Raw genomic sequence first — 20,686 nt, 5'->3', positions numbered from 1 at the left:
TGGGAGCTCTCCCCGTGATCACAGAACTTGAATTCAAAAGCCTGGCCGGCGAAGGCTACAACCGCATTCCGCTCATGGCGGAAGCCTTTGCGGACCTGGAAACCCCTCTCTCCCTGTACCTCAAGCTGGCCCACAGCAAGGACGGCGGCAAGCACAGCTTCCTGCTCGAATCCGTGGTGGGCGGCGAGCGCTTCGGGCGCTACAGCTTCATCGGCCTGCCCGCGCGCACGCTGCTGCGCGCCAGCGGTTTTGGCGCCAGCGCCAAGACCGAGGTGGTGACCAACGGCGAGGTGGTGGAGTCCGCAGCGGGCAACCCGCTCGACTTCATCGAGGCGTACCAGAAGCGCTTCAAGGTGGCCTTGCGCCCCGGCCTGCCGCGCTTTTGCGGCGGCCTGGCTGGCTACTTCGGCTACGACGCGGTGCGCTACATCGAAAAGAAGCTGGAAGACACCTGCCCGCCCGACACGCTGGGCTGCCCCGACATCCTGCTGCTGCAATGCGAGGAACTCGCCGTCATCGACAACCTGTCGGGCAAGCTCTACCTCATCGTCTACGCCGACCCGGCCCAGCCCGAGGCCTACGCCAAGGCCAAGAAGCGCCTGCGCGACCTGAAGGACCAGCTCAAGTATTCGGTGAGCGCGCCCATCGTCAAGCCCACCGAGAGCCACCCCGCGCAGCGCGACTTCTCCAAGGCCGACTACCTCGCCGCCGTGGACCGCGCCAAGGAACTGATCGCCGCGGGCGACTTCATGCAGGTGCAGGTGGGCCAGCGCATCCACAAGCGCTACACCGAAAGCCCGCTCTCGCTGTACCGCGCGCTGCGTTCGCTGAACCCGTCGCCGTACATGTACTTCTACGACTTCGGCGACTTCCACGTGGTGGGCGCGAGCCCCGAGATCCTGGTGCGCCAGGAGAACACGCCCGACGGCCAGAAGGTCACCATCCGCCCCCTGGCCGGCACGCGCCCCCGTGGCGCCACGCTGGAGAAGGACAAGGCCGCCGAGGTCGAGCTCATCAACGACCCTAAGGAGCGCGCCGAGCATGTGATGCTGATCGACCTGGCGCGCAACGACATCGGCCGCATCGCCAAGACCGGTACGGTAAAGGTGACCGAGGCCTTCGCCATCGAGCGCTACAGCCACGTGATGCACATCGTGAGCAACGTGGAAGGCATCCTCAACGACGGCATGACGGCCATCGACGTGCTCAAGGCCACCTTCCCCGCCGGCACGCTCACCGGCGCGCCCAAGGTGCATGCGATGGAAATCATCGACCAGCTCGAACCCACCAAGCGCGGCCTGTACGGGGGCGCCTGCGGCTACCTGAGCTACGCCGGCGACATGGACGTGGCCATCGCCATCCGCACCGGCATCGTGAAGAACGGCACGCTCTACGTGCAGGCGGCCGCCGGCGTGGTGGCCGACTCGGTGCCCGAGCTCGAATGGAAGGAAACCGAGCACAAGGCCCGTGCGCTGCTGCGCGCGGCGGAGCTGGTCGAGGAGGGCCTCGAATGACCCGCGCCATCGACAAAGTCAAATCCTGCGCCGCCATGCCGGACGTGCGCCGCGAGGTGAACAGGCTGGACGACGTGCTGGTGCCCCTGCTGGTGGAGCGCGTGGGCTACATGACGCAGGCCGCGCGCATCAAGCAAGACGCCACGCAGGTGCGCGATGAGGCGCGCATACAGGCCATCGTGGACCGCGTGCGCGAGCAGGCGCTGGCCGAAGGCGGCGATGCCGACGTGATGGAAGCCATCTACCGCAGCCTCATGGAAGCCTGCATTGCCTATGAACACCGCGAGTTCGCCCGCCTGCGCGAATCCGCCTCTGCCGGGAGCGCCGCATGAAACTCTTGATGGTCGACAACTACGACAGCTTCACCTACAACATCGTGCAGTACTTCGGCGAGCTGGGTGCCGAGGTCGAGGTGTTCCGCAACGATGAAATCACGCTTGAAGGCATTGCGGCGCGCGCGCCCGACCGCCTGGTGATCTCGCCCGGCCCGTGCTCGCCCGCCGAGGCCGGCATCTCGGTGGCGGCGATCCAGCACTTCGCGGGCAAGCTGCCCATCCTGGGCGTGTGCCTGGGCCACCAGAGCATCGGCGCGGCCTTCGGCGGCACCATCGTCCGCGCGCAGGAGCTGATGCACGGCAAGACCAGCGTCATCACCACCACACAGCAGGGCGTGTTCGCGGGCCTGTCCGAAAAATTCACCGTGAACCGCTACCACTCGCTGGCCATCGATCGCGCCGCGTGCCCCGACGTGCTGCAGGTCACGGCCTGGACGGATGACGGCGAGATCATGGGCGTGCGCCACAAGGAGCTGGCCATCCAGGGCGTGCAGTTCCACCCCGAAAGCATCCTCACTGAACACGGTCACGCGATGCTGAAGAACTTTCTGGAGCAGCGCGCATGACGGCGCCGGCCGATGCTGCAGCGGCCTCGGGTTCGTTCGCCCAGCTGTTCCAGTACAAGCGCTGGGCCAACGACGAACTGCTTGCGCTGGGCGAAGCCTCGCAGGCCACGCTGCCCGAGGGCGATCACCGGCTCTTTGTGCGCATCCTGAACCACACCTACGTGGTGGACCGCATCTTCGCGAGCCACCTGCAGGGCCTGCCGCAGACCGCCTACGCGGCCACCAACACCGAAGAGACGCCCGCACTGCCGGCCCTGCGCGAGGCGGTCCGCGCGTCGGACGACTGGTATGTGCAGTACGCGAACGGGCTCACCGCGGACCAGCTGGCCGAGCCCGTGCAGTTCCGCTTCACCGACGGCGACACCGGCACCATGACGCGGGCCGAGATACTGAACCACGTGGTGGTCCACGGCACCTACCACCGGGGCGCGGCCGGCCGCATCCTGGCGGGGCACGCGGTGCCGCTGCCGCGCGACTCGCTCACCACCTTCCTGCACCGCCTGCAACCGGAGCGACGCTGGTCGTAACACCATGCCCGACAGCCACCAACTGCTCATGTTCATCGCGGCCGGCTGGCTGCTGAACCTCACGCCCGGCCCGGACGTGCTCTACATCGTGTCCAACGCGCTCAAGTCCGGCACCCGCGCGGGCATCGTGGCGGGCCTGGGTATCACGGCCGGGTGCTTCGTGCACATCTTCGCGGCCGCCGTGGGCGTGGGCGCGCTGCTGGCCACGTCGGCCACGGCGTTCACCGTGCTCAAGTGGGTGGGCGCGGCCTACCTGATGTGGATGGGCGTTCGCATGCTGCTGTCCAAACCGTCGGGCGACGGCGGCAGCGCGGCGGCCATCGCGGCGGCGCAGGCGGGGGCATCGTCCGGTGCCGCCACGCCGCTGTCCAAGATCTTCCTGGGCGGCTTCTGGACCAACGTGCTCAACCCCAAGGTCGCCATCTTCTTCCTGGCCTTCGTGCCGCAGTTCATCACGCCCGGCACCGAGAACAAGGCGCTGGCCTTCGTGCTGCTGGGCGTGCTGTTCAACGTGAACGCGATTCCCGTCAACACGGGCTGGGCGCTGGCCGCGGGCTGGATGGCGCGCCGCATGGGCGCGGTGCAGCGCGGCATGCACTGGCTGGACCGCGTGGCGGGCGCCATGTTCATCGGCTTCGGCCTGAAACTGGCCTTCACCGATCAACCCACGCATTGAACTAGACAGACAGATACCGTCGAAAAGACACTGGAGACACCATGTCCATCACCCCCCAGGAAGCGCTGCAGCGCACCATCGAGCACCGCGAAATCTTCCATGACGAGATGCTGCACCTGATGCGCATGATCATGAGCGGCGAGCTCTCGCCCGTCATGACCGCGGCCATCGTCACCGGCCTGCGCGTGAAGAAGGAAACCATCGGCGAGATCACGGCCGCCGCGCAGGTGATGCGCGAGTTCTCCACCAAGGTCCATGTGCCCGACAGTAAGCACCTGGTGGACATCGTGGGCACAGGCGGCGACGGTGCCAACACCTTCAACATCTCCACCTGCTCCATGTTCGTGGCCGCAGCGGCGGGCGCCAAGGTCAGCAAGCACGGCGGGCGCGGCGTGTCCAGCAAGAGCGGCAGCGCGGATGTGATGGAGGCCCTGGGCATCCACATCAACCTCAAGCCCGAGCAGATCGCGCAGTGCATCGCAGAGGTCGGCATCGGTTTCATGTTCGCGCCCAACCACCATCCGGCCATGAAGAACGTGGCCCCCGTGCGAAAGGAGCTGGGCGTGCGCACCATCTTCAACATCCTGGGCCCGCTGACCAACCCGGCCGGCGCGCCCAACATCCTGATGGGCGTGTTCCACCCCGACCTCGTGGGCATCCAGGTGCGCGCGCTGCAGCGCCTGGGCGCCGAACACGCCATGGTGGTCTACGGCCGCGACGGCATGGACGAAGTGAGCCTGGGCGCGGCCACGCTGGTGGGCGAGCTGAAGAACGGGCAGATCACCGAGTACGAAATCCACCCCGAGGACTTCGGCATGTCCATGTCCAGCAACCGCGCCTTGAAGGTCGAATCCCCCGAACAGTCGCGCGAGATGCTGATCGGCGTGCTCAAGGGCGAGCCCGGCGCCGCGCAGGACATCGTCTGCCTGAACGCGGGTGTGGCACTGTATGCGGCCAATGTGGTCGACTCGGTGCCCGCAGGTCTTGCCAAAGCGCGGGCTGCGGTCGCCTCCGGCGCAGCGCTGGCCAAGCTCGAGCAGATGGTCACGCGCACGCATGCGCTGGCTGCATGAAGATCAACCCCCTGAGCGGCTGCGCCGCTTCCCCCTTCTCCTGCGGGAAGGGGGACGACACCCGCAGCCTGGCAAAGCCAGCTCTGCGGTGTCCTCCGCTTTGGGCCGCGCGGGCGTTGCGCTCGCGCCATGTTTCAACGTTCAATCGCGACCCCGCCGGGGTTGAAAAGGCAGGTTTCCCATGAGCGACATCCTCAACAAGATCGTGGCCGTCAAGCACGAAGAAGTGGCCGCTGCGAAGAAGCGCATGCCCCTCGACGCCATCCGCGCCGATGCCGAGAGCCGCGTGCTCACGCGCGACTTCGAAGGCGCGCTGCGCGCCAAGATCGCCAAGGGCCAGGCGGCGGTGATCGCCGAGGTCAAGAAGGCCAGCCCCAGCAAGGGCGTGCTGCGCGCCGACTTCATCCCCGCCGACATCGCGCAAAGCTATGCCGATGGCGACGGCAAGGTGAGCGCCGCCTGCCTGTCGGTGCTGACGGACAAGCAGTTCTTCCAGGGCAGCGTGGACTACCTCAAGCAGGCGCGTGCCAGCTGCCAGCTGCCGGTGCTGCGCAAGGACTTCATGGTCGATGCGTACCAGATCTACGAGTCCCGGGCGATGGGGGCGGATGCCATCTTGCTGATCGCGGCCAGCCTGGATGATTCGCAGATGGCCGACTTCGAAGCCATCGCGCGCAGCCTGGACATGGCGGTGCTGGTGGAGGTGCACGACGGCGCCGAACTGCAGCGCGCGCTCAGGCTCAAGACGCCGCTGGTGGGCATCAACAACCGCAACCTGCGCACCTTCGAGGTGACGCTGGACACCACCCTGGGCCTGCTCAAGGACGTGCCGGCCGACCGGCTGCTGGTCACCGAGTCGGGCATCCTGAAGCCTGACGACGTGAAGCGCATGCGCGATGCCGGCGTGCACGCGTTTTTGGTGGGCGAGGCGTTCATGCGCGCGCCGGAGCCGGGCGAAGCGCTGGCGAAACTGTTCGCCTGATTCTGCGTTTGCTCATTATTTGATAGCTTGTTGCGCTTGTCCATCAAGCGGTAGAGGCCTTTTTGACCATGAATGACGCCGCTGCAAACCCCACCCAGCTGCAAAGCGCTGACCCCGCGGACTGGCCGGTGGCCTCCGGCTGGCAGCCGCTGGTCGATGACTTCTTTGCCGGTGTGCGCGGCCAGTCGCTGCTTGCCTTTCTGCAGTCGCGGCTCGATGCGGGCGCGGTGATCTTCCCGCCCCGCCCGCTGCGGGCGCTGGAACTCACGCCGCCGGACGAGGTGCGCGTGGTCATCCTGGGCCAGGACCCCTACCACGGGCGCGGCCAGGCCGAAGGGCTGGCGTTCTCGGTGGCGCCGGGCGTGCGCCTGCCGCCCTCGCTGCAAAACATCTTCAAGGAAATGCAGCGCGACCTGGGCGTGGCTTTCCCGCCGTTTCCGAACCCGGGGGGCAGCCTGGTCAAGTGGGCGAAGAACGGCGTGCTGTTGCTCAACACCGGCCTCACGGTGGAAGAGGGCCAGCCCGCCAGCCATGCCGGCAAGGGCTGGGAGGCCCTGACCGACGCGGTCATCCGCCATGTGGCCGAGGGCGAGCGGCCCGTGGTGTTCATGCTCTGGGGCTCGCACGCGCAATCCAAGCGCGCGCTGATCCCCCAGGACCGAGGCCACTTGCTGCTCCTGTCCAACCACCCTTCGCCGCTGTCCGCCCTGCGCCCGCCCGTGCCGTTCATCGGCAACGGGCATTTCGGCAAGGCGCGCGCGTTCCGGGCGCAGCACGGGTATTGAGGCGCCAGCGCGGCGGCGCTGCGCCCCCGCGGTCTACCAGCGCCCCGGCAGCCGCTCCTTGAGCAGGTCGAGAAAGGCCTGTGCCGCCACGGGCAGGCTGCGGCCCGCCAGGGTCTGCACCTCCAGGTCGCGCAGGTCCATGCCAGGGTCGCTGATGGGCACGGCCACCACGGCGCCCGCCGCCACCAGGTGGCGTGCCGCGATCTCGCTGGCCACCGACAGCCCCCCGCCATGCGCCACGAAGTTGAGCACCGTCTTGGCATGGTTGCTGATGAGCACCGCCTCCAGCTGCAGGCCCTGGCGGCTGCACACGATGTCGATCATCTGGCGCACCGTGGTCTCGGCGGGCGGCAGGGCCAGGGGGTAGGCGGCCATCTGCGCGAGCGTGACGCTGGCCGATTCCGCCAGCGCATGGCCGGGCGGGATGAGTGCCAGCACCGGAGCGCCTTGCCGGTAGGCGACCTCGATGTCCTTGTGCGGCGCACGGCTGAAGCACAGGCCGATGTCGGCCGCGCCGCTGCGCACCGCGTCGGGCACCTGGGCGGTGGGCAGCGAGATCACGCTGAACTGGATGCCCGTGTGCGTGCGCTGGAATTCCACACACAGGCGCGGCACCAACTCGTTGGCAAATGCGTCCGACGTGGCCAGACGCACCTGCCCCGCGCGCAGGCCCTGCAGCGCGCCGATCTCGCCCAGCGCGCGTTCGGCGTCCAGCACCGTGCGCCGGGCGTGCACGGCCAGGATCTCTCCGGCCGCGGTGAGCACCATACCGCGCGGGTGGCGGTCGAACAGCGGCGTGCCCAGCTGCGCCTCCAGCCCGGCGATCTGGCGGCTGAGCGCCGAAGCGGCCACGTGCAGCCGTGCCGAGGCTTCGGTGAGCGAACCGCTGTGCGCCACCTCCAGGAAGTAGCGCAGGGCGGTGTCTTGCAGGAGCTGGGGGCGCATGGGCAGGGCAGGGGGCTGGAGTGGGGCGTATTGCCGGGTGGTGGCCCAAAGTATGAAGTGGTTTGCCGCTACGGCAAAGCTGCTTGCCTATTTGGCGTTGGTCTTCCGGGGGCTGGCTTCCTAAGATGGCTGTCTGGTTGCCCCCGGGCGGGGCCCTGCGGCTCCCCCTGTCCCTGTCTGCGTGCGCGGTCCGGCATCGCGCGTTTCCCCTTCTTCTGGAGTACCTGTATGCGTCTTTTTCCCTGGGGCCGTGGCGTCGTGTGCCTGGCCTGGTTGATGGTGTGGGGCGCCAGCGCACAGGCGCAGGCCGCGTGGCCCGACCGGCCCGTACGGGTCATCGTGCCGTTTCCGGCCAGCGGCGCCACCGACCTGGTGGCCCGGGTGGTCACCCAGCGCGTGGCGGCCGACATGGGCCAGCAGCTGGTCGTGGACAACAAGCCCGGCGCCGGCGGTACCCTGGGCACGGCCGAGGCGGCCAAGGCCGCACCCGATGGCTACACCCTGCTGCTGACCACCAGCAGCACGCATGCCATCTCGCCCCATCTGATGCCCAAGCTGGCCTACGACCCGCGCAAGGACTTTGTGCCCGTGGCCCACGTGGCTGACGCACCCAGCGTGCTGCTGGTCACCAACTCGCTGCCGGTCAAGACCGTGGGCGAACTCATCGCCTACGCCAAGGCCCATCCAGGCAAGCTCAACTACGCCACCAGCGGCAACGGCACCATCGTGCACCTGAACACGGCAGCCTTCAGCGCGCAGGCCGGCGTGGAGATGACGCACATCCCCTACAAGGGCACGGCGCTGGCCATTCCGGACCTGATCGCCGGGCAGACCCACGTGCTGTTCGACTCCCTGCCCACGGGCATGCCGCACGCCAAGGCCGGCCGCCTGCGGGCCCTGGCCGTGACCAGCGAGAAGCGCAGCACGCTGGCGCCCGAGCTGCCCACGCTGGCCGAGTCCGGCCTGCCCGGTTATTCGTCGGTGACCTGGTTCGGCGTGTACCTGCCCGCGGGCGCACCGCCCGCGCTGGTCGACAAGGTGCACAAGGCCTTTGCCAAGGCAGTGCAGGCGCCCGAAGTGGCCGAGAGCCTGGCCAAGCTGGGCGTGGAGCCTGCCGCGCCGCGCACGCCCGCGCAGTTTGGTGCCATGGTGCAGGCGGACAGCAATCGCTGGGCGACGGTGATCCGGCAGCACAAAATCGCGGTGGAGTAGCCCCCCTGAGTCGCCTTCGGCGCCTTCCCCCCGAGGGGGACGACGCCCTCGGTGCGGGGCGGCCCTTCCTTGGCGTCTCTCGCTTTGCGCCGCGCCAGTTTCCACGCACCGCAACCCTTGCGAGCCACGGAGTCAGAACGCTATGAATAACCCAACCCTCGACTGGTCCCTTCCCTACGCCTCCCACCGCAGCGCGGTCATGGGGCGCAATGTGGTCTCCACCTCGCAGCCGCTGGCCGCGCAGGCGGGGCTGCGCATGCTGCTGGCGGGCGGCAACGCGGTGGATGCCGCCATCGCCGCCGCCATGGCGCTCACGGTGGTCGAGCCCACGGGCTGCGGCATCGGCAGCGACGGCTTTGCCATCGTGTGGGACGGCAAGGAACTGCACGGTCTCAATGCCTCGGGCCGCTCACCGGCCGCGTGGTCGCCGGAGTATTTCAAGAAGCTGGGCGGCATCCCCGAGACGGGGTGGAACGCGGTGACCGTGCCGGGCGCCGTCTCGGCGTGGGTGGCGCTGTCCAGGCGCCTGGGCAAGCTGCCCTTCGCACAGCTGGCGCAACCCGCCATCGACTACGCGCGCCATGGTTTTCCGGTGTCACCCACCATCGCCCGCCTGTGGGCGCTGGGTGGCGCCAAGCTGGGCGCGCAGCCGGGTTTTGCCGAGTGCTTCCTGCCCGGTGGCCGCGCACCGCGGGCGGGCGAGATCTTCCGCAGCGAGGCCCATGCGCGCACGCTGGAACTGATCGCCGAAACGCAGGGAGAGGCGTTCTACCGGGGCGTGATCGCCGAGCGCATGGTGGCCCATGCACAGGCCCACGGCGGCGCGATGACGCTCGAAGACCTCGCCTCGCACCAGGCCGACTGGGTGGGCACCATCGAGCAGCGCTTCGGCGACTCGGTGATCCACGAGATCCCGCCCAACGGCCAGGGCATTGCCGCGCTGATGGCGCTGGGCATGCTGGACGCGCACGGCATCGGCGCGCACCCGCTCGACAGCGTGGAGACGGTGCACGCGAGCATCGAGGCCATGAAGCTCGCGCTGGCCGACCTGGACCAGTACAACGCCGACATCGGTGCGATGCGTGTCGCGCCGAAGGAGCTGCTGGAGGCGGACTATCTGCGCGGCCGCGCGGCGCTCATCGACCCCGAGCGCGCGGGCGACCCGGGCCACGGCGCGCCGCGCCCGGGGGGCACGGTGTACCTGGCGGCGGCAGATAGCCAGGGCATGATGGTCTCGTTCATCCAGTCCAACTACATGGGCTTCGGCTCGGGCGTGGTGGTGCCGGGCACGGGCATCAGCCTGCAGAACCGGGGCCACGGCTTCAACCTCAAGCCAGGCCACGCCAACGAAGTGGGCCCGCGCAAGCGCCCCTCGCACACCATCATCCCGGCGTTCGCGATGCACTCGGACGGCACGCCGCAGATGGCCTTCGGCGTGATGGGCGGCCCCATGCAGAGCCAGGGCCACACCCAGATGGCGCTGCGCGTGCTGCGCTACGGCCAGAACCCGCAGGCCGCCGCCGACGCGCCCCGCTGGCGCGTGACGGGCGGCAAGGGCGTGGCCGTGGAGCCCGCGTTCGATCCCGCCGTGGTGGCGGCGCTGCGTGCGCGCGGCCACGAGGTCACGGTGGAGGAGGGCAACGGCGTGTTCGCCTTTGGCGGGGCCCAGCTGGTCCTGCGCGACGGCGGGCACTACATCGCCGGGTCGGACCCACGCAAGGACGGGCACGCGGTCGCGTTCTGAGAACCTGCCAGGTTCCCTGGTCAACCGGCGGCGCAGTCCGGAAACCGCCGTGCCAGCTCCGCTGCCGGCATGGTTTCCGCCAGGTCCATGTTGTGCGCGAGGGGGATGTACTCCCCGGGATCCGTGAAGCGCATGAGCGTGGTCACCAGCCGGTTCCCGGCGCTGCCCTTCTGGCAGCCTGCCAGTTCCACCCCCAGGCCCAGCTCGCGCGGGCCGTCGTCCACCGTTTTCCAGGCCAGGGCCTTGGCGCGCAGTGCCTGCAGCCGGGGCAATGCCTCCGGGTCGATGCGCCAGACCTGCACCGCGGTGCGGGCAGTGTCATAGGGTGCCAGCGGGCTGCGCTCTGCGGTGCCGCTCAGCTCCTGCAGCGGCAGCTTTTCTTCCCATCGCTCGGTGGTGGTGCCGCCGCCGGGCTGGCGCACCTTGCGGGACACGCTCACCGTCAGCTCCAGCGCCGGGCCATGGAGCCGCAGGCCGGGGCCGTGCACCACGGCGGCGCGCAGCGCGGCGGGGTCGAGCGTCTCCAGCTGGAGCTTGCGCAGCTTCCACAGGGACGACACCGGCACGGTGCCGCAGGCGGCCAGCAGTGCCGTGCACAGGAGGAGAACGCCAAGGCCCGCCCCGCGCCGCCATGGCGGCCGGACGGGTGAAATAGGGCCCCGGAGCAGGCGGGTGCCGCTGCGAAAAGGGATGGGCGGGCTGAGTGTCATGCGGGTCGGACGGTGTTGAAATTTCTGTTTAACGGTATATTATTATTGTTTTACAGAAAAAATTGCCAAACCATGACGCGAACTCTGGCCACCCCGGTCTCCCCCGTCCACAGCCCTTCATTCCGCCGGCTGGCCTGGGGGCTGCTGGCCGCCAGCTGGGTGTGTGCCCTGGTGTCGCTGGTTTTTTCGCTGGCGCGCTGGGCGGCGATCGGGCACGAGACCGGCTGGGGTGGGTGGATGCCCCTGACGGTGGTGCCGACGCAGGCCCTGCTGGTCGGGCTGACCCCGCCGCAGTCCATGGAGACGCAATGGCGGTGGGTGGGTGTGGCGCTGGAGTGCATTCCGGCCCTGGCCATGCTGTACGCGGTGCTCTGCGTGCACCGCATCTGCCGGGCCTTCCTGGCGGGCGCCGTGTTCGGGCCCGTGGTCGTGCGCGGGTTCCGGGGCGTGGGCTGGGGCTTTCTGGCGATGTTCGCGACCTCGCTGGTCTACCAGGTGGGCGTGACGGCGCTGCTGTCGTGGCTGGCCTCCGGCCAGCAGGGCGGGCTCATCGCGCTGGGCGTGGGCTCGTTTGAAATGAGCGTGCTGGTGGTGGGGCTGATGATGCTGCTCCTGGCCCACGTGCTGGCCGAGGGCTGCCGCCTGCAGGCCGAAGCGGATGCGTTTGTGTAGCCACTCCCAGGTACCGTATTCCCCATGGCGATTGTTGTGACCCTGGATGAAATGCTCGCGCGCCGCAAGGTCAAGTCGCGGGACCTGGCGGCCCATGTGGGCATCACCGAGGCCAACCTGTCCTTGCTCAAGAGCGGCAAGGTCAAGGGCGTGCGCTTCGAGACGCTCTCGGCCATCTGCGAGTACCTGCAGTGCCAGCCCGGCGACCTGCTGGCGTGGGTGGACAGCGGCGGTGATGGCGCGGACGACGGCGCGGCGCAAGAAGGCGTGTAAGTGCGCTGGTGGGGCTGGGGTGCCGCTCCCGTCAGCCGGCGCAGGCGCGTGGCAGTGGCCGTGGTGGCCTCGGTGCTGCTGCACGGTGTCATCCTGACCGCGTGGAATCTGTCGACCAGCCGCGTCTCGCCATCGCTATCGGCACCACCGCCACCATTCACATCACCGCGACAAGCGATGGAGGTGCAGTGGATCACGCACGCCGAGGTGCTGCAGCCCGCCATGGCGGTGCTCGGCCCGGGGCGTGCGCAGGCTCTCCCCAAGGGGCCCGTTTCCGCGCCCGCATCTGCATCGCGCCCGGTGCGTGCGGCAGAGCGCCACCGCAGCGCCGACGCGCCCACCGATGCAGTGACCGGCACGGTCATCGGCACCCCGGCACGCGCCGTGCAGCAGCCCCCTCCGCAGGCCGCGACTGCCGCTGCGCCCGCGCCCGAGCTGCCTGCGTCCGACAGCCGGATGGCCGATGCACCTCTGCGCTGGAGCCCCGACGCCGTGGGCCGTGCCGACCGCCAAGAGCGCGAATGGCAGCGCCGCCACGGTGCCGTACCGGCGGCGCAACTGGCAGTGGGAGACGGCGCGCCAGCGGCCAGGCCCTTGGGTGCTGCGATTTCGACCCGCGAGTGGCGCGGTGGCGATGGCTCCCGGGTCACGCAGGTGGAGAGCCCGTCGGGCACCTACTGCGTGCGGCTGCCCTCGGCCAATCGCCTGCCCGATGTGGGCGCCGCACCGCGCGTGGCGCCCGTCAGCAACTGCCCTTGACCCCGCCGATTGCCGTGGAGCCGCAGGGCCGCATCGCCGGTCAACGCGCGGGTGGGCGCTCCAGCAGCATCGCATCCCCGTAGCTGAAGAACCGGTACCCCTGCGCGATGGCGTGCCGGTACAGGCCCATGGTGTGCGCATAGCCCGCGAACGCGCTCACCAGCATCATCAGCGTGCTCTTGGGCAGGTGGAAGTTGGTGACCAGCACATCCACCACCTGGAAAGCAAAGCCCGGCGTGATGAAGATGCTGGTGTCGCCCGTGGCCAGACCGGTCTTCGCCCACGATTCGAGCGTGCGCACCGTGGTCGTGCCCACGGCCACCACGCGGCCACCGCGCTGGCGGCAGCGCTCCAGGGCGGCCAGCGTGGCCAGCGGCACCTCGTACCACTCGCTGTGCATCTGGTGCTCGGCCAGGTTTTCGGTCTTGCAGGGCTGGAAGGTGCCCGCGCCCACGTGCAGCGTGACGCTGGCGCGCTCGATGCCGCGCGCGGCCAGGCCGGCCAGCACGCCCTCGTCGAAGTGCAGCGCGGCGGTGGGCGCGGCCACGGCGCCGGGGGCGCGCGCAAACACCGTTTGGTAGCGCTGGCTGTCCTCGGCTTCGTCGGGGTCGTGGCCGGTGTTCTGCTGGCGTTCGATGTAGGGCGGCAGCGGCAGGTGGCCGTGGCGGTCCATCAGCTCCCACGGCGACTCGCCTGCGGGGCCGTGCAGCGCAAAGCGGAACAGCGGGCCGTCGTCATGGGGCCAGCGGCCCAGCAGCGTGGCGTCGAAACCACCGCCGTGGCGGCCGCCCGCCATGTGCACGGTGCTGCCGGGCAGCGGCTTCTTGCTGACCTTCATGTGGGCCACGACTTCGTTGCCCGTGCCGCCGGCTTCGGCGGGCAGCACGCGCTCGATCAAGAGCTCCAGCTTGCCGCCGCTGGCTTTCTCGCCAAAGATGCGCGCCTTGACCACCCGGGTGTCGTTGAACACCAGCAGGTCGCCTTCGCGCAGCAGGCCGGGCAGGTCGCGGAAGATGCGGTCCACGGGCTCGATGGCGCGTCCGTCCAGCAGGCGCGAGGCGCTGCGTTCGGCGGCGGGGTGCTGGGCAATGAGTTCGGGAGGCAGCGAGAAGTCGAAGTCGCTGAGCGTGTAGGTGCGCGGGGCAGGCGGGCTGGATGCGGTCATGGGGCTTGAGGGCCGGACAGGCCCGTGCCAAGAAAAAAGCGGGGAGGCCGCCATTTTCCCACGGCGGGGCCGGGGGCCGGGCCTACCAGGTCTTTTCGGGAAAGCCCGACCACAGCTCGTTCAGGTCCGGAAAGCGCCACTTGTCCGGGTCTTCGCGGGCGACGATCTTCTCGTGGCACCCCGGGGCGGAGAGATCCACCGTCTCGGGCGGGACGCGCAGGCCGGAATTGGTGGAGAAGAACACCTTGACGTGGGGCGTGGTGAGCGCCGCGGCCGATTGCTCGGTCACCACGCCGATGCGCCCCGAGGTCAGCCGCACGAGCGAGCCCACGGGATAGATGCCGATGCTCTTGACGAACGCCTGGAACAGCCGCGCGTCGAAGTGGTCCTGGGTCCATTCGGCCATGCGGCGCAGCGATTCGGCGGGGTCCCAGCCGCGCTTGTAGGGGCGGTCGGAGGTGATGGCGTCGTACACGTCGCAGATCGCCGTCATGCGCGCGATCACGCTGATGCCGTCGCCCTGCAGCTTGTCCGGGTAGCCGGAGCCGTCCACCTTCTCGTGGTGGTGCAGGCACGCGTCCAGCACCGCGTCGGGCATGTTGCCGCCTTCCTTGAGCATGTGAAAGCCCTGCACCGGATGGCTGCGCACCACGGTGAACTCCTGGTCGGTGAGCTTGCCGGGCTTGTTGAGTACCGCGAGCGGTACCGCGGCCTTGCCCAGGTCGTGCAGCAGGCCCGCCATGCCGGCCAGCCGCTGCTGGTCGTCCTTGAGCCTGAGCTGCTTGGCCAGCGCCACCATGAGCGCGCACACGGCCACCGAATGCATGTAGGTGTAGTCGTCCGCCGTCTTCAGGCGCGCCAGGCTGATGAGCGCGCCCGGGTTGCGGGTGACGGAGTCCGAGATTTCCTCCACCAGGCTCTGCGCGCTGGCGGAGTCCACCGCGCGCCCCAGGCGTGCCTCGTTGAACATCGAAATCACCGCCTCCCTGGATTTCACGCAGAGGGCGGCGGCGGCCTTGAGCTCGCTCTTCATGTCGGCGGGCTTGCGGTCGCGCCTGGGCGGCGGGGGTGGGGAGGGCAGCGTGACCTTGATGGGCGGCAGGTCCTCCAGCCGGCTGAAGTCCGTCTCGATCTGGGCGTCCACCTCCTCGCGGGACACCGAGGCGGTGCCGGGGGCCACGTCCCGGCCCCGGGAGGTGTCGATCCAGCATTCATGGATCGCGGTGGCCTGGATGCGGGCGAGGTCCTTGGGGTCGCTCAGCAGGAACTTGGCCCGCCAGAAGGGGTGCTCCATCCACGAGCCGCAGAACTCGTGCAGATACATGCCCAGGGTAAGGTGCTGAATTTGGATGCGCTTGAGCATGGCAAGACCCCTGGACTCGGAAAAGGCGCCTGCTTTGACGCGCTGGCAGTGGTAACCATGGTAGCCTTTTTGCCCATTCGTGTCGTTCGTAAAACCCGCTACATGCCCGCCGCCGTATCCAGAGTTTCCCCTAGGGGACATGTGAATGCCGATTCGCCCTAGCCCCCCGGCGGCGGCGGCGCCTGCCGTGTCCAAGGGCGGTGCATCGGTGGCCCAGAAGGCGCTGCAGAAGCTGGGCCTCAAGCGCGACATCGACCTGGCCCTGCACCTGCCCCTGCGCTACGAGGACGAAACCCGCATCACCCCGCTGGCCAGCGCGCGCGACGGGCAGATGGTCCAGATCGAAGCCACCGTGATCGCCAGCGAGGTGCAGCTGCGCCCGCGCCGCCAGCTGGTGGTGCAGGTGGAGGACGGCTCCGGCACGTGCGAGCTGCGCTTCTTCAGCTTCTACCCCTCGCACCAGAAGACCCTGTCCGTGGGCGCGCGCCTGCGCATCCGGGGCGAGGTCAAGGGCGGGTTCTGGGGCCGGCAGATGCTGCACCCCGCGTTCCGCCTCGCGGGCGGCGAGCTGCCCGCCGCGCTCACGCCCGTCTACCCCACCACGGCCGGCTTGCCGCAGCCCTACCTGCGCCGCGCGGTGGTTGGCGCGCTGGCCCGGGTGGACCTGTCGGACACGCTGCCACCCGGCACCGAGCCGCCGTATGCGCGTTTTACAAGCCAGAATGGCCTCCCGCGCTTGTTCAGCCTGCGCGAGGCGCTCACTTTTTTGCACCACCCCACGCCGGATGTGGCGCTGTCCACGCTGGAAGACCACAGCCACCCCGCGTGGCAGCGCCTGAAGGTGGAGGAGCTGCTGGCCCAGCAGCTGTCGCAGCAGCAATCACGCCGCGCGCGGGACATGCTGCGTGCGCCGGTGCTGAAGGTGCGTCGGCCCACCGATGGTGCGCTGCCGCTGCACGAGCAACTGATGGCCGTGCTGCCCTTCAGCCTGACCGCCGCGCAGCGCCGCGTGGGCGAGGAGATCGCGGCCGACCTGGCGCGCCAGGTACCCATGCACCGGCTGCTGCAGGGCGACGTGGGATCGGGCAAGACCGTGGTGTCGGCCCTGGCCGCGTGCCTGGCCATGGACGCGGGCTGGCAGTGCGCGCTCATGGCGCCCACCGAGATCCTGGCCGAGCAGCATTTCGCCAAGATGATCGGCTGGCTCGAACCCCTGCTGGCCGAGCGTGGCCGCAGGGTGGCCTGGCTGGTGGGCGGGCAAAAGAAAAAGGACCGCACCGCCATGCTGGCGCTGGTGGCCAGCGGCGAGGCCGCGCTGGTGGTGGGCACCCACGCCGTGATCCAGGAGCAGGTGCGGTTCAAGAACCTGGCGCTGGCCATCATCGACGAGCAGCACCGCTTTGGCGTGGCGCAGCGGCTGGCGCTGCGGCAAAAGCTGGCGGAGGGCGTCGCCGCCGGGCCGCCCCAAGGCGACGCGGCCCCCTCGGGGGGCAGCGACCCGCGCAGCGGCGGAGCGTGGGGGCGCAAGGTTCCCATGGAGCCGCACATGCTGATGATGAGCGCGACCCCGATTCCGCGCACGCTGGCCATGAGCTACTACGCCGACCTCGACGTCTCGGTGATCGACGAGTTGCCCCCCGGCCGCACGCCCATCGTCACCAAGCTGATCGCCGACAGCCGCAAGGACGAAGTCATCGAGCGCATCGGCGCCCAGGTGGAGGCCGGGCGGCAGGTGTACTGGGTGTGCCCGCTGATCGAAGAGAGCGAGGCGCTGGACCTGACCAATGCCACCGCGACGCATGCCGGTCTGAGCGAAGCGCTTCCCGGCGTCATGGTCGGGCTGCTGCACTCGCGCATGCCCAGCGCCGAGAAGAAGGCGGTGATGGCGCTGTTCACCAGCGGCCAGATGGGCGTGCTGGTCAGCACCACCGTGATCGAGGTGGGCGTGGACGTGCCCAACGCCTCGCTCATGGTCATCGAGCATGCCGAGCGCTTTGGCCTGTCGCAGCTGCACCAGCTGCGCGGCCGCGTGGGGCGCGGCGCGGCGGCGTCCGCCTGCGTGCTGCTGTATGCCACCAACGACAGCGGCCGCGTGGGCGAGACCGCCAAGGAGCGCCTGCGTGCCATGGCCGAGACCAACGACGGCTTCGAGATCGCCCGGCGCGACCTGGAGATCCGGGGCCCCGGCGAGTTCCTGGGCGCGCGCCAGTCGGGCGACGCGCTGCTGCGTTTTGCCGACCTGGCCACCGACACCGTGCTGCTCGACTGGGCCCGCGAACTGGCGCCGGTGATGCTGGACCGCCACCCGGACCTGGCGGCGCAACACGTGGCGCGCTGGTTGGGTGGAAAATCGGACTATCTGAAGGCATGAAGATGACATTCCCCCCAGGCCGCCGCGCGCTGCCGCGCGCGCAGCATGGGCAGGGGACTGCCATTCACCCCCAGCCCAGGAACAGACCATGACCCTGACCGAACTCAAATACATCGTCGCCGTGGCGCGCGAGAAGCACTTTGGCCATGCGGCCGATGCCTGCTATGTCTCGCAGCCCACGCTGTCGGTCGCGATCAAGAAGCTGGAGGAAGAGCTCGACGTGAAGCTCTTCGAGCGCAGCGCGGGCGAGGTCTCGGTCACGCCGCTGGGCGAGGAGATCGTGCGCCAGGCCCAGAGCGTGCTGGAGCAGGCGGCGGCCATCAAGGAAATCGCCAAGCGCGGCAAGGACCCGCTGGCCGGCCCGCTGACCCTGGGCGTGATCTACACCATCGGGCCCTATCTGCTGCCCGACCTGGTGCGCCAGGCCATCGGCCGCTCGCCGCAAATGCCGCTCATGCTGCAGGAGAACTTCACGGTGAAGCTGCTGGAAATGCTGCGCACGGGCGAGATCGACTGCGCCATCCTGGCCGAGCCGTTTCCGGACACGGGCCTGGCCATGGCGCCGCTGTACGACGAGCCCTTCATGGCGGCGGTGCCCAGTTCGCACCCGCTGGCGGCCAAGAAATCCGTGACGGCCGCCGAACTCAAGAGTGAAACCATGCTGCTGCTGGGGGCGGGCCACTGCTTTCGCGACCACGTGCTGGAGGTCTGCCCCGAGTTCGCGCGCTTTGCGAGCAATGCCGAGGGCATCCGCAAGTCCTTCGAGGGCTCGTCGCTGGAGACCATCAAGCACATGGTGGCCGCGGGCATGGGCGTGACCCTGGTGCCGCGCCTGTCGGTGCCGCGCGACGCCCTGCTGACCGTGTCGCGCCGCCGCAAGAGCGACGAGACCTACATCCGCTACCTGCCCATCCGTGAAGAGGACGGGGGGCCGCCGCCCATGCGCCGCGTGGTGCTGGCATGGCGGCGCAGCTTCACGCGCTACGAAGCCATCGCGGCACTGCGCAACGCCGTGTATGCCTGCGAGCTGCCCGGCGTCAAGCGCCTGTCCTGACCCCGCCTGCGCGGGACTACACTCTCGCCCCGCATGGCGTGCGGCTGCTTTCGGGCGGCACGCCGCGGGCGGCGCCAACGGGCCGCCCGCACCGCGGGGCTGCGCCACATGCGCACCGCGGGCGCCCTGCGCACTCCACAACCCAAGGAAAGCAATAGATGAAAAAAATCCTGATGGCCGCCGGCCTGGCCCTGGGCCTGGCCGCGTGCACCAGCATGCCCACCAACGCACCCTCGGCGGGCACGGTCAAGAAGGCCGACATGGACCGCCTGGTGGCCGTGCTGCCCGCCGCAGCGCAAGGCAGCTTCACCGAGTTCCTGGCCCAGGCCGCGCGCGAGAACCCGCTGCTGCGCGCCAGCGTCTCGGCCTATGCGGCCAAGCAGCCGCTGGCGGGGGATGACCTGGTCAACATCGGCCGCCTGCTCGGCCTGTACAACCGCCTGCACAATCAATCCGCGGTGATCGACGCCACGGCGAAGATGGTGGCGCTCCCCACCTTCCGGTCCGAGAAAGTGCCGCCGCACGAGGACAAGTCCATCATCGCCTTCGGCGCGCTGGTGGAACGCATGGCCCGCGATTTTGGCCTGCAGTACCGCAATGTGGACAACCGCATCTTTGAAGTGAAGCTGCCCGGCACGGGCAAGGAGGAGTTCGGCATCCTCACGCACGCCGACGTGGTGCCCGTGGTGGCCGACGAATGGGTGCTGGACGACGGCACGCGCCTCGATCCCTTCAAACTCACGCGCGTGGGCGGCAACCTGTACGGCCGCGGCTCCATCGACGACAAGGGCTCCATCGCTGCCGTGCTGTACGCCATGAAGGCCGTGAAGGAAAGCGGCCTGCCGCTGTCGCGCACCATCCGCCTCATGATCGAGACCACCGAGGAAACCGGTGGCGACGCGATGAAGTACTACCGCGCCAGGACCGCGCTGCCCGAGTACAACATCGTGCTCGACAGCAAGTACCCCGCCGTGGTGGCCGAGAAGGGCTCCGGCGCGCTGCGCGCCTCGTTCGCGCTGGGATCGATGGGTAGCGTCAGTGCCACCGCCATCACCGCCATGGCCGGCGCCGCATCGGCCAACGCCGTGCCGCAGACCGCCACGGCCAGGCTGCAAGGCGGCAACACGGCCGACGTGGCTGCGCGCCTGAACGCTGCCAAGGCGGCATTCGTCGAGAAGTACAAGCCGCAGGGCGGGCCCTTCAGCATCGACGTCACGCAGGACGGCGCCGCCGTGCAGGTCAAGGTCACCGGCGTGTCGGCCCACGGCTCGCGCCCCGAAGAGGGCGTGAACCCGCTGCCGCGCCTGGCGCTGTTCCTCAAGGAGTCCGGCGTCGCTCTGGCCCCCAACGGCTACGCACAGGCCGTGCGCTACCTCACCGACCTGTACGGCACCGACTACCTGGGCCGCACGCTGGGCCTGGCGTATGCCGACGACTTCATGGGCACGCTGACGATGTCGCCCAACCTCATCCGCGAGAAGGATGGCAAGGTCGACGTTCTGGTCAATGTGCGCATGCCCCGCGGCAGCACGCCCGAGGCGCTCTCCAAGGCGACGGCCGCGAAGATCAAGGCCTGGGGCGCCCAGGCCGGCGTGGCGGTGGAGGTGGACCACAGCCAGGGCAACTGGATGGCCCGCGACCCCCAGGGCGCCTGGCTCTCCACGCTGCTCAACACCTTTGGCGACACCACGGGCCTGGAAGCCAAGCCCGTGCCTACCGCCGGCAGCACTACGGCCAAGCTCATGCCCAACGCCATCAACTTCGGCCCCGCGATGCCGGGCAAGAAGTACACGGCCCACAACGCCAAGGAGTTCAAGGAAGTGGTGGACCTGGACGCGGACATGCAGATGTTCACCGAGATGCTCGTGCGCATCGGGAATTTGAGCCAGATGCAGTGATGGCTTTGGCGCCTGCGCTACAGTGACCACCAGCCGCCGCGCGCCGTGGCCCGGAGCCTTCC

Annotated in this window: 20 protein-coding genes; 16 read left to right on the top strand and 4 right to left on the bottom strand. The window is 69.2% G+C overall.

The window, feature by feature from the left end:
- The first annotated feature begins 14 nt into the window (after positions 1–14).
- The 8 genes from trpE (at position 15) to AC3RCE_RS23505 (ending at position 6,458) form a co-directional block, all read left to right on the top strand.
- Entirely contained in the window at positions 15–1,514 is a 1,500-nt protein-coding gene (gene trpE / locus AC3RCE_RS23540; protein WP_218296791.1) for an anthranilate synthase component I, read from the top strand.
- Positions 1,511–1,846, top strand: a complete 336-nt coding sequence (locus tag AC3RCE_RS23535; RefSeq protein WP_218296792.1) for a chorismate mutase — start codon at positions 1,511–1,513, stop codon at positions 1,844–1,846. The genes trpE and AC3RCE_RS23535 overlap by 4 nt, the downstream gene beginning before the upstream one ends.
- Entirely contained in the window at positions 1,843–2,415 is a 573-nt protein-coding gene (locus AC3RCE_RS23530; RefSeq protein ID WP_492254078.1) for an aminodeoxychorismate/anthranilate synthase component II, read from the top strand. Before AC3RCE_RS23535 ends, AC3RCE_RS23530 begins: the two co-directional genes overlap by 4 nt.
- Positions 2,412–2,942, top strand: coding sequence for a DinB family protein (locus tag AC3RCE_RS23525; RefSeq protein WP_492254077.1), 531 nt, complete (start codon positions 2,412–2,414; stop codon positions 2,940–2,942). The genes AC3RCE_RS23530 and AC3RCE_RS23525 overlap by 4 nt, the downstream gene beginning before the upstream one ends.
- A gap of 4 nt (positions 2,943–2,946) precedes the next feature.
- A complete protein-coding gene (locus AC3RCE_RS23520; RefSeq protein WP_492254076.1) occupies positions 2,947–3,618 on the top strand; it encodes a LysE family translocator in 672 nt (223 codons plus the stop codon).
- 41 nt (positions 3,619–3,659) lie between these two features.
- Positions 3,660–4,691: an anthranilate phosphoribosyltransferase gene (gene trpD / locus AC3RCE_RS23515; protein WP_396504892.1), complete on the top strand. Its 1,032-nt coding sequence runs from the start codon at positions 3,660–3,662 to the stop codon at positions 4,689–4,691.
- A gap of 181 nt (positions 4,692–4,872) precedes the next feature.
- A complete protein-coding gene (gene trpC, locus AC3RCE_RS23510) occupies positions 4,873–5,673 on the top strand; it encodes an indole-3-glycerol phosphate synthase TrpC (RefSeq protein ID WP_492245041.1) in 801 nt (266 codons plus the stop codon).
- 68 nt (positions 5,674–5,741) lie between these two features.
- The gene (locus tag AC3RCE_RS23505; RefSeq protein ID WP_492254075.1) at positions 5,742–6,458 is read left to right on the top strand and encodes a uracil-DNA glycosylase; all 717 of its coding nucleotides are present in this window, start codon (positions 5,742–5,744) and stop codon (positions 6,456–6,458) included.
- A 33-nt stretch (positions 6,459–6,491) separates the two neighbouring features.
- Here the strand turns inward: AC3RCE_RS23505 and AC3RCE_RS23500 are convergent, their stop codons facing one another.
- On the bottom strand, positions 6,492–7,403 hold the full coding sequence (locus AC3RCE_RS23500) for a LysR family transcriptional regulator (protein ID WP_218341229.1): 912 nt from the start codon (positions 7,401–7,403) through the stop codon (positions 6,492–6,494).
- Between the two features lie 228 nt (positions 7,404–7,631).
- Between AC3RCE_RS23500 and AC3RCE_RS23495 the strand changes: the two genes are divergently transcribed.
- Entirely contained in the window at positions 7,632–8,615 is a 984-nt protein-coding gene (locus AC3RCE_RS23495; RefSeq protein ID WP_492254074.1) for a Bug family tripartite tricarboxylate transporter substrate binding protein, read from the top strand.
- Between the two features lie 142 nt (positions 8,616–8,757).
- Positions 8,758–10,359, top strand: a complete 1,602-nt coding sequence (locus tag AC3RCE_RS23490; protein ID WP_492254073.1) for a gamma-glutamyltransferase family protein — start codon at positions 8,758–8,760, stop codon at positions 10,357–10,359.
- Positions 10,360–10,379: 20 nt separating this feature from the next.
- Here the strand turns inward: AC3RCE_RS23490 and AC3RCE_RS23485 are convergent, their stop codons facing one another.
- Positions 10,380–11,069, bottom strand: coding sequence for a hypothetical protein (locus tag AC3RCE_RS23485; protein ID WP_369643582.1), 690 nt, complete (start codon positions 11,067–11,069; stop codon positions 10,380–10,382).
- Between the two features lie 72 nt (positions 11,070–11,141).
- Here AC3RCE_RS23485 and AC3RCE_RS23480 point away from each other — a divergent pair, with 72 nt between their 5' ends.
- Genes AC3RCE_RS23480 through AC3RCE_RS23470 form a run of 3 tightly spaced genes read left to right on the top strand, consistent with a single transcriptional unit; the run spans position 11,142 to position 12,773 of the window.
- Positions 11,142–11,741: a DUF2975 domain-containing protein gene (locus tag AC3RCE_RS23480; protein WP_492245046.1), complete on the top strand. Its 600-nt coding sequence runs from the start codon at positions 11,142–11,144 to the stop codon at positions 11,739–11,741.
- Positions 11,742–11,765: 24 nt separating this feature from the next.
- Entirely contained in the window at positions 11,766–12,014 is a 249-nt protein-coding gene (locus tag AC3RCE_RS23475) for a helix-turn-helix domain-containing protein (protein ID WP_218296803.1), read from the top strand.
- A 48-nt stretch (positions 12,015–12,062) separates the two neighbouring features.
- Complete coding sequence (locus AC3RCE_RS23470) at positions 12,063–12,773, top strand: hypothetical protein (protein ID WP_492254072.1); 711 nt, start codon at positions 12,063–12,065, stop codon at positions 12,771–12,773.
- A gap of 40 nt (positions 12,774–12,813) precedes the next feature.
- Here the strand turns inward: AC3RCE_RS23470 and queA are convergent, their stop codons facing one another.
- On the bottom strand, positions 12,814–13,938 hold the full coding sequence (gene queA, locus AC3RCE_RS23465; protein ID WP_492254071.1) for a tRNA preQ1(34) S-adenosylmethionine ribosyltransferase-isomerase QueA: 1,125 nt from the start codon (positions 13,936–13,938) through the stop codon (positions 12,814–12,816).
- Between the two features lie 82 nt (positions 13,939–14,020).
- Positions 14,021–15,301 (bottom strand): cyclic di-GMP phosphodiesterase, encoded by a 1,281-nt coding sequence (locus AC3RCE_RS23460; RefSeq protein ID WP_218296806.1) that lies wholly within the window; start codon positions 15,299–15,301, stop codon positions 14,021–14,023.
- Between the two features lie 145 nt (positions 15,302–15,446).
- Here AC3RCE_RS23460 and recG point away from each other — a divergent pair, with 145 nt between their 5' ends.
- The 3 genes from recG to AC3RCE_RS23445 all read left to right on the top strand — a co-directional run bounded on the left by recG (position 15,447) and on the right by AC3RCE_RS23445 (position 20,624).
- Positions 15,447–17,672: an ATP-dependent DNA helicase RecG gene (gene recG / locus AC3RCE_RS23455; protein WP_492254070.1), complete on the top strand. Its 2,226-nt coding sequence runs from the start codon at positions 15,447–15,449 to the stop codon at positions 17,670–17,672.
- Between the two features lie 88 nt (positions 17,673–17,760).
- On the top strand, positions 17,761–18,726 hold the full coding sequence (locus tag AC3RCE_RS23450) for a LysR substrate-binding domain-containing protein (protein WP_218296808.1): 966 nt from the start codon (positions 17,761–17,763) through the stop codon (positions 18,724–18,726).
- A gap of 158 nt (positions 18,727–18,884) precedes the next feature.
- Complete coding sequence (locus AC3RCE_RS23445) at positions 18,885–20,624, top strand: dipeptidase (protein WP_492254069.1); 1,740 nt, start codon at positions 18,885–18,887, stop codon at positions 20,622–20,624.
- The last annotated feature ends 62 nt before the right edge of the window (positions 20,625–20,686 follow it).

This window comes from Acidovorax sp. GW823-FHT05D11 (assembly GCF_058795695.1).
Note: the sequence above shows the minus strand (reverse complement) of the source record. Positions and strands in the feature narration are given on the sequence as shown.

Excerpts from the sequence above, each read along its gene's own strand:
- AC3RCE_RS23445 (WP_492254069.1), top strand. The coding sequence starts at position 18,885 with ATGAAAAAAATCCTGATGGCCGCCGGCCTGGCCCTGGGCCTGGCCGCG.
- queA (WP_492254071.1), bottom strand. The coding sequence starts at position 13,938 with ATGACCGCATCCAGCCCGCCTGCCCCGCGCACCTACACGCTCAGCGAC.
- AC3RCE_RS23490 (WP_492254073.1), top strand. The coding sequence starts at position 8,758 with ATGAATAACCCAACCCTCGACTGGTCCCTTCCCTACGCCTCCCACCGC.
- AC3RCE_RS23450 (WP_218296808.1), top strand. The coding sequence starts at position 17,761 with ATGACCCTGACCGAACTCAAATACATCGTCGCCGTGGCGCGCGAGAAG.
- AC3RCE_RS23535 (WP_218296792.1), top strand. The coding sequence starts at position 1,511 with ATGACCCGCGCCATCGACAAAGTCAAATCCTGCGCCGCCATGCCGGAC.
- AC3RCE_RS23495 (WP_492254074.1), top strand. The coding sequence starts at position 7,632 with ATGCGTCTTTTTCCCTGGGGCCGTGGCGTCGTGTGCCTGGCCTGGTTG.
- AC3RCE_RS23525 (WP_492254077.1), top strand. The coding sequence starts at position 2,412 with ATGACGGCGCCGGCCGATGCTGCAGCGGCCTCGGGTTCGTTCGCCCAG.
- AC3RCE_RS23530 (WP_492254078.1), top strand. The coding sequence starts at position 1,843 with ATGAAACTCTTGATGGTCGACAACTACGACAGCTTCACCTACAACATC.
- trpD (WP_396504892.1), top strand. The coding sequence starts at position 3,660 with ATGTCCATCACCCCCCAGGAAGCGCTGCAGCGCACCATCGAGCACCGC.
- AC3RCE_RS23505 (WP_492254075.1), top strand. The coding sequence starts at position 5,742 with ATGAATGACGCCGCTGCAAACCCCACCCAGCTGCAAAGCGCTGACCCC.
- trpC (WP_492245041.1), top strand. The coding sequence starts at position 4,873 with ATGAGCGACATCCTCAACAAGATCGTGGCCGTCAAGCACGAAGAAGTG.
- AC3RCE_RS23485 (WP_369643582.1), bottom strand. The coding sequence starts at position 11,069 with ATGACACTCAGCCCGCCCATCCCTTTTCGCAGCGGCACCCGCCTGCTC.
- recG (WP_492254070.1), top strand. The coding sequence starts at position 15,447 with ATGCCGATTCGCCCTAGCCCCCCGGCGGCGGCGGCGCCTGCCGTGTCC.
- AC3RCE_RS23460 (WP_218296806.1), bottom strand. The coding sequence starts at position 15,301 with ATGCTCAAGCGCATCCAAATTCAGCACCTTACCCTGGGCATGTATCTG.
- AC3RCE_RS23475 (WP_218296803.1), top strand. The coding sequence starts at position 11,766 with ATGGCGATTGTTGTGACCCTGGATGAAATGCTCGCGCGCCGCAAGGTC.
- AC3RCE_RS23520 (WP_492254076.1), top strand. The coding sequence starts at position 2,947 with ATGCCCGACAGCCACCAACTGCTCATGTTCATCGCGGCCGGCTGGCTG.
- AC3RCE_RS23500 (WP_218341229.1), bottom strand. The coding sequence starts at position 7,403 with ATGCGCCCCCAGCTCCTGCAAGACACCGCCCTGCGCTACTTCCTGGAG.
- AC3RCE_RS23480 (WP_492245046.1), top strand. The coding sequence starts at position 11,142 with ATGACGCGAACTCTGGCCACCCCGGTCTCCCCCGTCCACAGCCCTTCA.